We start from the raw sequence: 14131 nt of genomic DNA on the forward strand, positions 1-14131 counted from the left end.
AAGATAAAACTTGTTTCCTCTGCTTTGCACAAAAAAATCCCTCCGTTTACGGAGGGATTGCGAGAGAAAATATGTTTACATTAATAACTTCTCAGCTTCAATTCAACCCTGCGGTTTTTAGATTTCCCGGCGGCTGTTTTATTATCAGCAATTGGTTTATCAATTCCGTAACCGGCAGAAGTTAAACGGCCTTTATCAACACCTTGAGCAACCAAATAAGCCTTTACAGCAGCTGCACGGTTTTCAGACAATACTTGATTTTTTGCTGCATCTCCAGTGTTATCGGTGTGACCTTCAACATCCAACTGAAGAGTTGGATTGTCTTTTAAAATCTGCGCAACTTCATTTAATGGAGCATATGATTTCTTTTGCAACTGGTAACTACCTGTATTAAAGAAAATATTACGTGCTGCAAATTCAACCTTGGTTTTAATTTCTTCTTTTACTTCAGGACAACCTGCATTTGCAGCAATACCTGCCACTGCAGGACATTTATCTTCTTCATCATTCACGCCATCTTTATCAGTGTCAGGAATAGGGCAACCATTGTAACGTGCCACACCTGCCTGTTGAGGGCATTTATCTTCTTCGTCATTAATACCATCTTTATCGGTATCAGGGATCGGACAACCGCTGTAACGGGCCAAACCTGCAACATCAGCACATTTATCATCCTTATCAGCAACACCATCCTTATCCTTATCAGGACAACCACGTAATGCAGCCACACCTGCTTCATCAGGGCAAACATCATCAACGTCCAAAACACCATCACCATCTTTATCTTTTGGAGGCTCCGGAGCCGGAGGAGGTGGCGGTGGCGGAGCAACTCTTTCTTTAAGCGGCACGCTTACACCAAACGAATGAACCAATCCATAATTAGCTCTTGAAGTAACCGGTACACGATATCCGGTATTAATATGAACAAATACCTGATCGAATAAATTCACCTGTAACCCTGCACCAACAGGTATTTGTGCCATCCAGTTTCCTCTCTCAACTGAGGCGCCAATACCAGCCTGTAAATAAGGGACTACCCAATAATTATCAGGAAGCAGTTTTATATTCAGATTTGCATCTAGTTCACCATAAAACTTATCACTGGTTCCAACATCCAGAGTGTTACGGGAAGGGTAGGTTAAGAATGTGCCGCCAAGCCTTGCCATAACATCTACATTATTAGTAATTCCCTGCATGTAGTGAACAGTGAGTCCTGGATTCAAGCGATCTCCTTTCCCTAAACTTTTTTCTCTGAGAACAGTTGAAAGACCCTTGTTTTTTATATCAACACCCGACTGAAAATCAAACATAGAAAACTGAAAACCAATTGAAGGCAGTTTTTTAAGATCCTTGTTCTGAGCGCCTGCGGTTAAAAAACCACAAAAAACGATCAGTAAAGCGAGCACTTGTTTCATAATATGAATTGTTTTGGAATGAGCAAAAATAACGGTAGGTAGCATAACCTTAAAATTAATTACCCACATTCTTAAGGATTTAATACGGAATTTATTTTGAAGGAGGCTTTTTACCCAGCACCTCAACCTTTACCCGGGTTAACCCACTTTTGATAAAGCCAAGCTTTGTGGCTGCTGCTCTCGACAGATCGATGATGCGCTTATTCTTATGATGCAGCCTGTCGTTTATTTTAACCACCACCGAGCGTTTATTGCGAAGATTGGTTACCCGCACATAAGTGCCTAGTGGAAGCGTGTTATGAGCAGCGGTAAGTTTCTGATTACTGAAAATTTCACCGTTAGCCGTTTTACGGCCATTAAACTTATTGGAGTAAAAACTGGCCAGGCCATATTGGATCTTTGACTTACTGCTTGATTTTTTTTCCGGCTTTGTACTGTCTTGCTGCGCTGTAACATCGAGTACCGATACAGAAAAAAACAACACAAAAAGAAGGCAGAATTTCTTCATCAATCGTTATTTGGTTGAGAAATATGCTTCACGTGCCACTTTATCTTCGTTGTAAATATCTTCAAAGAAAATAAGTTTCCCCTCTTTTCCGGCTGCGGTAAAGTAACGGAAATAAACGGGAAGTTTGGTTTTTACCTTCACCACATGTTTCTCTTTTCGTTCAAGCCAAACTTTGATAGAATCGCTTTCTACACGAGTTGGATCAAATTCATAGTTAACACTATCGAGCGCTGAAATATAGTAGGTAAGTTTCTCCCATTCCTGCACACGCACACAACCATGACTTAATGCACGCTTTGCATTTTTAAACAGGTAACGTTGATTTGTATCGTGCAGATAAACAGAATATTTATTGGGGAAGTTGAATTTTAAAATACCTAATGCATTATCATCACCACTACCCTGTACAACTTTATACGGAATTCCTTTTTTATATTTTGTCCAGTCAACAGAATATGGATCAACTACTTCACCTTCCCATGTAAGAAGAGAATATCCTTTCTTAGCAAGATAACCCGGATCACGCCTCATTGCAGGAACAATTTCCTTCATGATAATACTGTTAGGAATTGTCCATTGCGGATAAGTAACCATATCACTGATGCGACTCGTTAACAAGGGTGTTCTGGTATTTGGTTTACCCACCACCACTTTACTTTCAATACGGAGTGTATCATTATCCCACAGCTCCAGTTTATAAGCAGGAAGATTTACCCATATATAACGCTCGGGCATTTTTGGCGGAAGTACTTTATACCTGTCAAGATTAATAGCGATGCGTTTGAATTTCTCCTCATCAGTATTGTTGAGAAGACGAACTACCTGCACACCAAATTTACCATCAACAGTCAGCTCTTTTTTCTTTTGAAGTTTGATAAGCGCTTCTTTTAATTGCGACGAATCTACCTGTTCCAATTGCCAGCTAAGCATTCCTTCTTCCTGTAAACGTTTCATCAACGATTTTACAAACGCCAATGAATCTTTATAAGGATAAGAAACATATGTGTACTTTTTATCAAAGTCGGCACTGTCAATAAATTGTTTTGCTGCCACTTTTAATTCTACATAACCTTCATGTGTTGGTTCTAATGCATGAAACACCTCCGTTATAGATTTACCATTTACTACTGCATTAAGATTTGACTGATAAAACTTATCGGTCAACACTGAATCCGGATTCATAAATGTGCTATCAACCTTTAAACGACCTACATGTAAATGAGCAGCGATATTAAAAAACGCATCGGTCAGTAATACATCAGCCTTCGACCAAAGAGCAGCGTCCCTCCTGTCGCCAACAGCAGCAGTATCTGCAGCAAAACGTGCAGCAATGTTTTTTAATACAGGATAGTGATAATCGTTGGGAAATAATCCATACAACTTTGCCTGTTGAATAAACAGCAACATCGAATCAGCTAAAGAAAGAAATTGTTCATCGCTGCTCCAAACAGCTTTATAACCTGATTGTTTATAATAAGCATCAACAACACTAAAACGGGAAATTTTGGTACTGTCATCAGCTTTTCCATCATTTTCAATACGGGAAAGTAATTCATTGATATTTGTCTTTACCCGTTCATTCATTTGTTCGGGTTCAACAACAATATCTTTTACCTCTTTCGTTTCTCCATCGCCACAGGCGTTCATGGCCAACATAAGAACAAAGAACAGGAACAAAGAAGAGGCGGTAAACTGTTTTCTCATGTAATGATTACATTTATCCTTCCATCACCAAAAAATTCAGCAATGGATGTTTTTCAGATAGTCAAAATAGCGAAACGGTTGCACATAGCAATAACCGCTGTCTTGTTTTTTTCCCTGTTTGTTTTACCTGCCTGTGCCCAACAACTGAAAACCAGCAGTTATGGCGTTCGATACATTACTTCTGAAAAAAATTACCGGCAAACATTAACATTGGACAGCAATAAAAAAATGGTTGAGCTGAAGCAATTGCTACCCGGGCTTATTTATGAACTACACTATGCAACCAATGGAAACTTTGTAAAACAACCGCTTTATCCAACAAATACAAACCATACATTTTTACGATTACCTGCCGCAAAAGCTTTACAAAAAGTACAAACTGAGTTGAAACAAAAAGGATTGGGCTTAAAAATTTTTGATGCCTATCGCCCCTACTCTGTTACCATAAAATTCTGGGAACTGATCAAGGATGAACGTTATGTTGCCAATCCTGCAAAAGGTAGTGGGCATAACCGTGGTTTAGCTGTTGACTTAACGATTGTTGATTTGAAAACAGGTGTTGAGTTAGATATGGGAACCGGCTTTGATAATTTTACTGATACGGCACATCATTCATTTACACAATTATCAACAACCGTTTTGCAAAACAGAAAACTATTGAAAGAAGTGATGCTCAAACATGGCTTTAACTTATTGGAAACAGAATGGTGGCATTACTATTGGCCAAATGACAGGAACTATGAAGTGCTGAATCTTGATTTTAAAAAACTGAAGAAGTTTTCTAATTAATTGCTACCACATCCACCACCGCATCCACATTAATTGTTCCATACACATGCGGAAATGTATCTTCTGTTGATGGACTCCATTCAAACACAAAGCGACTTGTGAGTTTGTCTGTATCAATTACAAGCTTTACCAAATCTGTTTTGCCGGCAAAATAACGTTCAAGCACACCTGCCACCTGGTTTTCCTGTGAGCAATGAATAAACCCTTCGTCTTTGAGAGAAGGCGTTTCATAGTAGCCGTTGGCTTTTGCTGCATTCCATTCGGCAGCGGTAGTAACATGATAAATAATGGGCATCGTTAACGTTTTACTTCGTTCAGTTCAATTAAATAACCATCTGGATCGGCAACATAAATCTGTACAGCACCATCAAAGCGAACCTGCTTGTGGAAACTCATCTTATGTTGCGTTAAATATTTTTCAGCAGCAGTAATGGATATAACAAACAATGCAAAGTGACTGCCGTTGCGATCGTTCTTCACGTCGAAATCTCTTCCTGCCAATAAATGGATCTGTTGATCAGTTCCCAACTTAAACCAGGAACGGATTGCTTTGAGTGAATCAGGAACAGCAACGGGTTCAAGCCCCATTACTTCTTTATAAAATTTGGTGCTTGCAGCAATGTCTTTTACGTGTAAAGCAACATGATTGTGTTTTACCACTTCAATCCTTGCATCAGTTTGTGCATAAGAAATCGTTGTGATGAATAAGGCAAAAAAGGCAATCGTTATTCGTTGAAACATATGTAAAGTTAAGAGACGATACGTTTGATCCGTTGTTCCTGCAACATTAAATCAGCCAGTACAATTGCTGTTGCAGCTTCAACAATCACAGGAGCACGCAATGCCACACAAAGATCATGACGTCCTTTGATCGAAAATTTTTCCATCTGTTCTGTGTCCCAGTTTAAGCTGGTTTGTTCTTTTGGAGTTGAAGATGTTGGTTTGATAGCAATACGGAACACCAGTTCATTTCCATTGGTAATGCCTCCTACCACACCGCCTGCATGATTGGTAACAGTTTTACCAACCATATTTTCAATGGCATCGTTATGCTCACTGCCAAACATTTTTGCTGCAGCGAAACCGGTTCCAAACTCCACTCCACGAACGGCAGGAATGGTAAACATCATTTGTGCAAGTAATGATTCAACAGAATCAAAATACGGTTCACCTAAACCAACAGGCAAACCTGTTACTCTGCATTCAACCAAACCACCTACTGAATCTTTTGCATCAATGGCATTTTGCAATCCTTTTTCTAAATCTTTTTCACCACCTATTTCTATAACCTCGGCATGAATGGAAACGTCCGTCATCAGTTTTTTTGCTATTGCACCTGCAGCCACCAATCCGGTTGTGAGTCGAGCACTGAAGTGTCCGCCACCACGGTAATCTTCATGGCCACCAAATTTTTGATGCGCCACCCAATCGGCATGACCGGGACGTGGAATGCTGCGCTGCTTATTATAATCTTCGCTGCGTGTATTATTGTTTTCGAAGAAGATCGCAATCGGGAAACCGGTTGTCTTATCATTGAACAAACCACTTTTGAAAAACGGGTAGTCCGCTTCCTGTCTTGGTGTTGTTCCTTTTTGTTTCCCACCTTTTCTGCGTTCAAGATCGGGCAAAAGATCATCAACTGTCAAAGCAAGACCTGCCGGACAACCATCTACCACAATACCTACGCTTTCGCCATGCGATTCGCCAAAGATGGATACACGAAATAATTTACCGAATGAGTTCATATAACTAAAAATTAGTCTTCTTCTTTTTTAACAACATTACCAAAAAAACAATCCTTTCTACTATCAATGAATAAACAACTGAACAAAATAATATTGGCATCAAAAGATTCCATATCTCAAACTTTCTTAAAAGCTTGCTTATAGGCCAAACAACTAAATTATATAACCCTTTAAAAAAATATTGATAGGCATTTAAATCTTCGCTATAGTTTTTTGATGCCAAGGCAATCAGTAATGACCAACAAAACAAGAAGAAGAAGAAAAAAAACAGTCCCCAAAAAAGAGGTGGCCTGAATCCCTTGAAAAGTAGTTTAAATAACTTCAACTTCCTTTTATTTGTTGAATCAGTAAGATACGGAAGCTTTTAATAATTTAAGGTGCTCATAAAAATCAGGGTACGATTTATTAATCGCTTCTGCTTCTTCAATCGTTACATCAGCATCTGCTTTCAAGGCAGCTACAGCACAAGCCATGGCAATACGATGATCGTGACGTGAATGAACCGTAGCTCCTTTTAAACCGTCACCACCATGAACAATCATGAGATCGTCCTGCAACTCTATTGTTACACCCAGTTTCGCAAATTCTTCCTGCAAGGTGATTGCACGGTTACTTTCCTTATGCGTTAAACGTGTTGTTCCTTCAATAACTGATTTGCCATTGCAATAAGATGCCAATGCAACCAACGGCGGAAACAGATCGGGACATTCAGTTGCATTAAAATGAAATGGCTTTAACGGAGCCGGACCGATTTCAATTTGTTCGGGTTGAATAGAAATGATACAACCACAATCCATCAATGCCTGCAACACGGCTTTATCTGCCTGTGTAGAAAATACATCCAATCCTTTTACTACGATGTTTCCTGCAACCGCACCTGCAACGAGTAAGAATGCAGCACCACTCCAATCACCTTCCACAGTGTAATGGTGAGTAGTGAGTGGTGAATGGTGAGTGGTGGGAGCAAAATAAAACGATTCGTAATTTTTATTCTCCGGTACTTTCAACCCAAACTGTTTCATCACATCGAGTGTAAGATCGATGTAGGGTTTGCTTTTAAGATTAGTAACTGTGATCGATACATCACTTGCATCGCTTGCAGCATACGCCAGCAACAATCCGGTCAGGAACTGTGAGCTGAGTGATCCGTCAATCGTAATATTTTTTGGAACGATCGGTCCTTGAATATTCAAGGGCAATTTCCCCTGGTTGCTTTTTACATGTACATCAAGCTGCGGCAAGATCTCATCAAAGAAATCCATTGGCCTTGTCGTTAAACTGCCGGTACCGTTTACAGTAAGTGCATGATTGCTTAACGCAACCAACGGTGTAAACATGCGGATGCTTAAACCACTCTCGCCACAATTGATCTCGCTGCTTACCGGTTGCACGCCATTACTTTCAATAATGAGTTCGTTGTCATTGCTGCTGACGATTCCACCTAAGCGTTGGGTAATATCCATCGCCGCTTTATCATCATTACTATGCCCGGGATTTTTAATAACACTTTTTCCTTTCGCCACCAAAGCAGCAGCACATGCACGCTGCATCGAACTTTTTGATGCGTTCGATTGAATAGTTCCTGTAAGTGTAGATGGTTGTATTGTTACCTTCACGTTATAAACTTTCAATAATGTTTTTCAATTGTGTTAACGGAATATTCTTCACCACTCCTTGGCCGATCTTATTCAGCAATACATAACTCATCTCCGTCTTCACTTTCTTTTTATCTTTTTGCAGAATGTCAAATGCCTTCTTCTTATCAAACTCAGCATAGGTTGGCAAGCCATACTTGCTTAATAAATTCACAACTTTCTCTGTTTGTTTAAAGCCGGTGAGTTGTTCAGAAATATGACAGGCGTAAGTCATCCCAATAGAAATGGCTTGACCATGTGACAGTTCGTACATATTCTCAATAGCATGACCCAACGTATGCCCATAGTTCAACAACTTACGATCACCACTTTCAAACTCATCGGCCTGCACCACTTTTGTTTTAATGAGTGCGTTGCGTTTGATGAGTGCTGTCATCAGGCTTTTCTTCTTTTGATAGTCAGCCAATGTATGTGCTTCCAGTTCCTTGAACATTACTGCATCTTTTATACAGGCATGCTTAATGATCTCAGCAAACCCATTCTCCCATTCGCTTTGCGGAAGTGAAGAAAGCAGCGACAGATCATGTAATAAAAAAGAAGGCTGCCGGATAATGCCCACCATATTTTTATAAACACCTACGTCAATTCCGTTTTTACCACCAATGCTTGCATCAACCAATGCCAACACAGTTGTAGGTACAAACCCGAACTTAATACCACGCATATACACCGATGCGACATAGCCTGTAAGATCAGTGATGACACCACCGCCAATACCAACTAAAGTTGATTTACGATCTGCACCTAATTCGATCAACTGTTCAACAATGGTATCAACAGTTGGCTGAATTTTAAATTCTTCGCCTGCTTTTAATACAATCGTATTCCAGTTCTTCAATTTGTTGCCATGCGCTTTGAAGATATTTTCATCCGTAATAATGACCGTATGTGTTTTGTCAACGATCTTTCCTAACTGTGAAAGCTGTCCTTCAAAATAGTAATCAACAGAAGCAGTAGAGAATTTGTATGTTTTTTTTATCATGCCCCCATCCCCTAAAGGGGAGTAATTAAGTGTACGATGAAAAGTTGTTTTAACACAGATGACCAGCGATATCGAACGTACAAGTGTGCGACGCAACGAAAGCAATATTATTGCAACACAGCCGACTCACCATTCACGACTCACCACTCACGAATCAAGCACCTTCTTCTGATGATTAATGCTTTCCATATGCACTGCATCAAAATACTTGGTGATGAAATCTTTACTCAACCCTTTACGCTCACCTTCTTTAAATGCACGCTCCAGAATTTCGTTCCAACGGTTTGTTTGTAAGATGGTGATGTTGTTATCTTTTTTATACTGACCAATGTTCTCCGCAATTTTCATACGCTGACCAAGGATCTGCATCAACTCATCATCAAGCTGGTTAATTTGCTGACGCAATTTTTCCAACGCCTGGTGAAACTCTGCTGATGCAACATCTTCTTTACGCCAGATAATGCTGCTGAGCATTTCTGCCAAACGCTCAGGTGTAACCTGTTGTTTCGCATCGCTCCATGCATTGTCCGGATCAATATGACTTTCAATCATCAAACCATCAAAGTCGAGATCAATTGCTTTTTGTGCTGTCTCTTGCAAAATATCTCTGCGACCGCAAATATGTGAAGGATCATTGATAATGATCTGATCAGGATTACGACGCTTCATTTCAATTGCCAAATGCCACATCGGCGCATTGCGATATTCTGTATTGCCGTAAGAAGAAAATCCACGGTGAATTAAACCAATTTGTTTGATGCCTGCACGAGCCACACGTTCAACAGCACCACTCCACAATTCAAGATCAGGATTGATTGGGTTCTTGATCAACACCGGAATATCAACACCACGTAATGCATCAGCTACTTCCTGCACGCTAAATGGGTTTACGGTTGTACGTGCACCGATCCACAATACATCCACTTCAAAGTTCAATGCATCTTCCACTTGTTTACCGGTTGCAACTTCAACAGTAGTTGGTAAGCCTGTTAATGCTTTTGCTTTTTGCAGCCATGGTAAACCCTTTGCGCCAATCCCTTCAAACATGCCCGGTTTGGTTCGAGGTTTCCAGATACCTGCACGCAACATATTTATTTTTCCTGTTGCTGCCAGGCGCTGTGCGGTTGATACTAATTGATCTTCTGTTTCGGCACTGCATGGTCCGCCAATGATGAGCGGCTTTTTGCTCCATGCTTCCTGCACTTTTTCTTTCATGTTTGCTTCGATTGTTTGCATTGTTATTGGTTGTAAAGTTAAGTTTTATGTTGCGAACACTTGTTCTGCTATTTGGCTGCTGTTGTGTCACTCACTTCAGCGTTCATTTTCCAATCTTCTTTTTTCATTTCAAATTTGATCTCCCCTTTTCCATACACTCCTGTTTCGATCCATCCCTGCCTGCGATAAAATGTTTCGGCTCTTGTACCGGGACTTGTACTCAACCAAACCGTTTCATTTGTTTGACTGAAATACCAGCTCATCATCAGATCATGTAATTGCTTTCCAATTCCTTTTGCTTCACAGTTGGGGTCAACAAACAACGCCCATATATTATGATCAATTAAGTCAGCAATCGAAAAACCAACCACCACATCATCTATTACACAAACCCAACCCTTGCCTCTTCTTGTAATATAATCTTCCACATCACTATCGGGCACCAATGCAGGATTGCTCAGCCTGTTTTCTTTTACAGCGTTGCGTACAACCTGTATCTGTTTTATATCCTGTATCGTTGCTTCACGAAACATCATTTGATAATGCGTCTGATTTTATTAGCGTGCTCAATCAGGTTTTGCAAATCCGTTCCTTTATCATCTCTGATGCTGTCTCTGAATTTTGTTAACTGTTGAATATGTTCATTCAACACATCCAGCACATTTACTTTATTCTGCAGAAAGATAGGCACCCACATAGCAGGATTACTTTTTGCCAAACGCACCGTGCTTTCAAAACCCGCACTCGCCATTTCGAAAATGGCATTGTCTTCTTTCTCTTTTTCCAATACTGTATTGGCTAATGCAAAAGAGGTGATGTGTGAAATATGACTGACATACGCTGCATGCAGATCATGCGCTTTTGCTTCCATGCTCAACAGGTGCATACCTATTTTTTTGTACATGTATTTTGTCCACTCCAGTGCATCGAGATCGCTATCGCCTTCGTTGCAAATGATCACCGCTTTATTTTCATAGGCACCACGTACCGCTGCAGCCGGACCGCTGTATTCGGTACCCCACATCGGATGTGTTGCCACATAACGTCCACGTTTGGGATGATTCGCTACAGCTTCTGTTAATTGCGATTTGGTAGAACCCAAATCAACAACGATCTGTTGATCCACTTTATCAAGAATAGAAGGTAACAATCCTACCATGAGATCAACAGGGAATGCAAGGATCACTACATCGCTCTGCGCAATGGCTTCATCCAATGGTAAAATTTCATCTACCAGTTCAAGTTCCAAAGCTTTTGCTTCGTGTTCTTTCGTGGCATCCACTCCAATCAATCTTGATGAGATTTTTTTCTCATGCAGTTGAATGGCGAGTGAACCACCAATTAAGCCAACCCCGATGATCGCAATACGTTTACGTTCCATACTTTTTGCTTTTAACCTTTTACTTTTGACTTATACGTGCAATTGCTTCTTCAAATCTTGTAACAGGTGCACACAAACTCACCCGTATATAACCATCACCTGCATTACCAAAAATGCCACCCGGTGTAATAAATACATTACTGTTATACAATACTTCATCACTTAACTCGTAACCTGTTTTATACTTCGCCGGGATCTTTGCCCACACAAACATTCCTGCCTGGTCTTTTGAATATTCACAGTTCAACAGATCGAGTAATTCAAATACTTTTTCTCTGCGTTCACGGTAAATCTTATTGACGCCATCGTACCAATCTTTACCAAGATTCAAGGCTGTTGCTGCAGCTAATTGCAAAGGCAGAAACATACCACTGTCCATATTGCTTTTGAAACGAAGTACTTCATCAATACGTTCTTTGGCTCCACTCAACATACCAACTCTCCAGCCTGCCATATTCTGACTTTTGCTGAGTGAGTTTAATTCCAGCACACAATCTTTTGCGCCATCAATACTTAACAAACTCAACGGGTGCTCATTCAAAATAAAACTGTACGGATTATCATGAATGATGAGGATGCCTGTTTTCTTTCCGAATGCAACAAGTTGTTCAAATAATTTTTTATCGGGCAGTTGTCCGGTTGGCATCTGCGGATAATTCACAAACATCAACTTCACTTTTGAAAGATCGCCTGCTTGCAATGCTGCAAAATCAGGGGCGTAGTTGTTGTCTTCTTTCAGATCATAGTTCACTGATACGCCACCTGCCAATTTCACCGCACTTCTGTATGTTGGATAGCCCGGGTTTGGCACCAATACTTCGTCGCCTTCATTTAAATAAGTCATACAGATATGCATGATGCCTTCTTTACTACCGATCAAAGGAAGAATTTCTGTATCAGCATTCAACTCAACATTGTACCATTTCTTATACCAATCGCTCATTGCCTTGCGTAACACAATTGAACCTTTGTACGATTGATAGGCATGTACATTCGGCTTTGCACTTTCTTCCTGTAATGTTTTGATCACATCAGGATGCGGTGGAAGATCAGGACTGCCAATACCAAGGTTGATGATCTGCTTACCTTGTTTATTCAGTTCATCGATCTCTCTAAGTTTTTGAGAGAAATAATATTCACCAATACCATCCAATCGTTTTGCTGTTTGCATATTCTATTCAACTTTCGTTATCTGTTTATTTAATCACCCTGTTTCACATCTGGGCTGTGCCGTAGCCAAGTCTCCCTTTTAGGGGAGATTTAGAGGGGCTTATAGTTTTCCGTTTTTATAAACACCATAGATTTTCAACTCAACTGTTGAAGGCTTGATTGTTTCAATCACCTTATGAAATTGATCGATCGTGTCAAATTCCATATCTGCATGAAAGCTGTATTTAAAATCTGTTCCGGGAATAGGGAAGCTTTGCAGCTTACTTAAATTAATACCGCCATCCGCAATTTGTCCAAGCACTCTTGCCAAACTTCCTTTCGAATGATCGGTTACAAAATTTACCGATGCTTTATTCGCATGTTCAATCGAACCATTTTGTTCCCGCTGTAGAATAAGAAACCTTGTATAGTTCTTCTTCATGGTTTGAATACCGGGAGCAATTACGTTCAATCCGTATAATTCAGCAGCCAGCTTACTGGCAATGGCTGCAATATGTTTGCTCTTGTGCTGGTGAATATGTTTTGCACTCAAGGCTGTGTCTTCTGTTTCAACCAACTTCCATTTATACTTATCTAAAAAATCGTAGCACTGCTGCAAGGCCATGGTATGTGAATGCACTTCCTTAATGTCTTCAAGCTTTACTCCCTGGTTAACGATGAGGTTTTGTTTGATGTGCAGGTACACTTCGCCAACAATAGTGAGATTACTTTTCTGCAATAAATTATAGTTGGGCAAAATGCTGCCGGCAATAGAATTCTCAATCGCCATCACTGCGCCATCACTTTCTTTTTTGTTGGCACCGATCTTTACCACTTCCCTGAATGTTGCGCAAGGGATCACTTCCACGTCCTTTCCAAAGAATTGTCTTGCCGCCTCCTGGTGAAAACTGCCTTCGTAACCTTGTATTGTAACTTTTGCCATAGTGCGTAAAATGAAGAATCCCGACCTTTTGGCCGGGATTCTTTATGTTGATTCGTTTTGTTCGTTTAGTTCACTTTCAACAACAGGAGTCCCGGCTTCATTCTAAAATAAAAGAAGCTAAAATAAAAGAAACGGTATCCTTTGTTGATTGTCATCAGGTCAAAAATAAACCAGTACAATCATAAAACAAGTGTTAGTCGTAAAAAAATCTGTACAACTGTTTGGAGCAGATGACGGGGTTGTTCGTCTTTGATCGACTTTTAGTTAAAAAATGGCTGAGTCAGGGCACGAAAAAGCCATTCCAGGAATGGAACGGCCGTTAACGATTGCTTGCCATATGAAAATCTTTGACCTCGGGCTTAATCACTACCCGGCAAGCTGGGATCATCCTTCTTCACGAGAGCCCGTGTAGCTGAAATTACTTTTTAGTTGTGTCAGCAGCAGGAGCAGCTGTAGTATCAGCAGGAGCAGCAGCTGTAGTATCAGCAGCAGCAGGAGCTGTTGTGTCAGCAGGAGCTACAGTTGTAGTATCTGTTGCTTCTGTTTTTTCACCTTCATTGTTACAAGCTACAAAACCGAGGATAGCGAACGCTAATAAAACCTTTTTCATTCTTTCTAAATTTTAAAGTTTAAGATAATTATCAG

The 14131-nt window shown here is 40.3% G+C and carries 14 protein-coding genes and 1 pseudogene; 1 reads left to right on the forward strand and 14 read right to left on the reverse strand.

Annotation, left to right across the window (positions count from 1 at the left end; all coding sequences use genetic code 11):
• Positions 1 to 80: 80 nt before the first annotated feature.
• The 3 genes from H4075_RS16370 to H4075_RS16380 all read right to left on the reverse strand — a co-directional run bounded on the left by H4075_RS16370 (position 81) and on the right by H4075_RS16380 (position 3627).
• Positions 81 to 1415, reverse strand: coding sequence for an OmpA family protein (locus H4075_RS16370; protein ID WP_182801906.1), 1335 nt, complete (start codon positions 1413 to 1415; stop codon positions 81 to 83).
• Between the two features lie 91 nt (positions 1416 to 1506).
• The gene (locus H4075_RS16375; protein ID WP_182801907.1) at positions 1507 to 1923 is read right to left on the reverse strand and encodes a septal ring lytic transglycosylase RlpA family protein; all 417 of its coding nucleotides are present in this window, start codon (positions 1921 to 1923) and stop codon (positions 1507 to 1509) included.
• Positions 1924 to 1929: 6 nt separating this feature from the next.
• The gene (locus H4075_RS16380) at positions 1930 to 3627 is read right to left on the reverse strand and encodes a L,D-transpeptidase family protein (protein ID WP_182801908.1); all 1698 of its coding nucleotides are present in this window, start codon (positions 3625 to 3627) and stop codon (positions 1930 to 1932) included.
• Positions 3628 to 3630: 3 nt separating this feature from the next.
• Between H4075_RS16380 and H4075_RS16385 the strand changes: the two genes are divergently transcribed.
• Complete coding sequence (locus H4075_RS16385) at positions 3631 to 4416, forward strand: M15 family metallopeptidase (protein WP_255460210.1); 786 nt, start codon at positions 3631 to 3633, stop codon at positions 4414 to 4416.
• Here H4075_RS16385 and H4075_RS16390 read toward each other — a convergent pair.
• The 11 genes and pseudogenes from H4075_RS16390 to H4075_RS16440 form a co-directional block, all read right to left on the reverse strand.
• Entirely contained in the window at positions 4409 to 4711 is a 303-nt protein-coding gene (locus H4075_RS16390) for a DUF952 domain-containing protein (RefSeq protein WP_220494780.1), read from the reverse strand. The genes H4075_RS16385 and H4075_RS16390 overlap by 8 nt on opposite strands.
• Before the next feature lie 2 nt (positions 4712 to 4713).
• Positions 4714 to 5157, reverse strand: a complete 444-nt coding sequence (locus H4075_RS16395; RefSeq protein ID WP_182801909.1) for a VOC family protein — start codon at positions 5155 to 5157, stop codon at positions 4714 to 4716.
• An 8-nt stretch (positions 5158 to 5165) separates the two neighbouring features.
• A complete protein-coding gene (locus tag H4075_RS16400) occupies positions 5166 to 6161 on the reverse strand; it encodes a chorismate synthase (protein WP_182801910.1) in 996 nt (331 codons plus the stop codon).
• Positions 6162 to 6505: 344 nt separating this feature from the next.
• Positions 6506 to 7777 carry a 3-phosphoshikimate 1-carboxyvinyltransferase gene (gene aroA / locus H4075_RS16405; protein ID WP_182801911.1) on the reverse strand — a complete coding sequence of 424 codons (1272 nt, stop codon included), beginning with the start codon at positions 7775 to 7777 and terminating at the stop codon, positions 6506 to 6508.
• A gap of 1 nt (position 7778) precedes the next feature.
• Positions 7779 to 8798, reverse strand: coding sequence for a 3-dehydroquinate synthase (gene aroB, locus H4075_RS16410; RefSeq protein WP_182801912.1), 1020 nt, complete (start codon positions 8796 to 8798; stop codon positions 7779 to 7781).
• Positions 8799 to 8945: 147 nt separating this feature from the next.
• Positions 8946 to 10034, reverse strand: coding sequence for a chorismate mutase (locus H4075_RS16415; protein ID WP_255460211.1), 1089 nt, complete (start codon positions 10032 to 10034; stop codon positions 8946 to 8948).
• 47 nt (positions 10035 to 10081) lie between these two features.
• On the reverse strand, positions 10082 to 10549 hold the full coding sequence (locus tag H4075_RS16420) for a GNAT family N-acetyltransferase (protein WP_182801913.1): 468 nt from the start codon (positions 10547 to 10549) through the stop codon (positions 10082 to 10084).
• Positions 10546 to 11403, reverse strand: a pseudogene (locus tag H4075_RS16425) (prephenate dehydrogenase); the annotation flags it as partial. The gene H4075_RS16420 and the pseudogene H4075_RS16425, both read right to left, overlap by 4 nt.
• 10 nt (positions 11404 to 11413) lie before the next feature.
• Positions 11414 to 12565 (reverse strand): pyridoxal phosphate-dependent aminotransferase, encoded by a 1152-nt coding sequence (locus tag H4075_RS16430; RefSeq protein WP_182801915.1) that lies wholly within the window; start codon positions 12563 to 12565, stop codon positions 11414 to 11416.
• Positions 12566 to 12664: 99 nt separating this feature from the next.
• Entirely contained in the window at positions 12665 to 13486 is an 822-nt protein-coding gene (locus H4075_RS16435; RefSeq protein WP_182801916.1) for a prephenate dehydratase, read from the reverse strand.
• Positions 13487 to 13904: 418 nt separating this feature from the next.
• Complete coding sequence (locus H4075_RS16440; RefSeq protein ID WP_182801917.1) at positions 13905 to 14096, reverse strand: entericidin; 192 nt, start codon at positions 14094 to 14096, stop codon at positions 13905 to 13907.
• Positions 14097 to 14131 lie beyond the last annotated feature (35 nt).

Origin of the sequence: Lacibacter sediminis, from assembly GCF_014168535.1 — a bacterium.
Lineage (GTDB): Bacteria > Bacteroidota > Bacteroidia > Chitinophagales > Chitinophagaceae > Lacibacter > Lacibacter sediminis.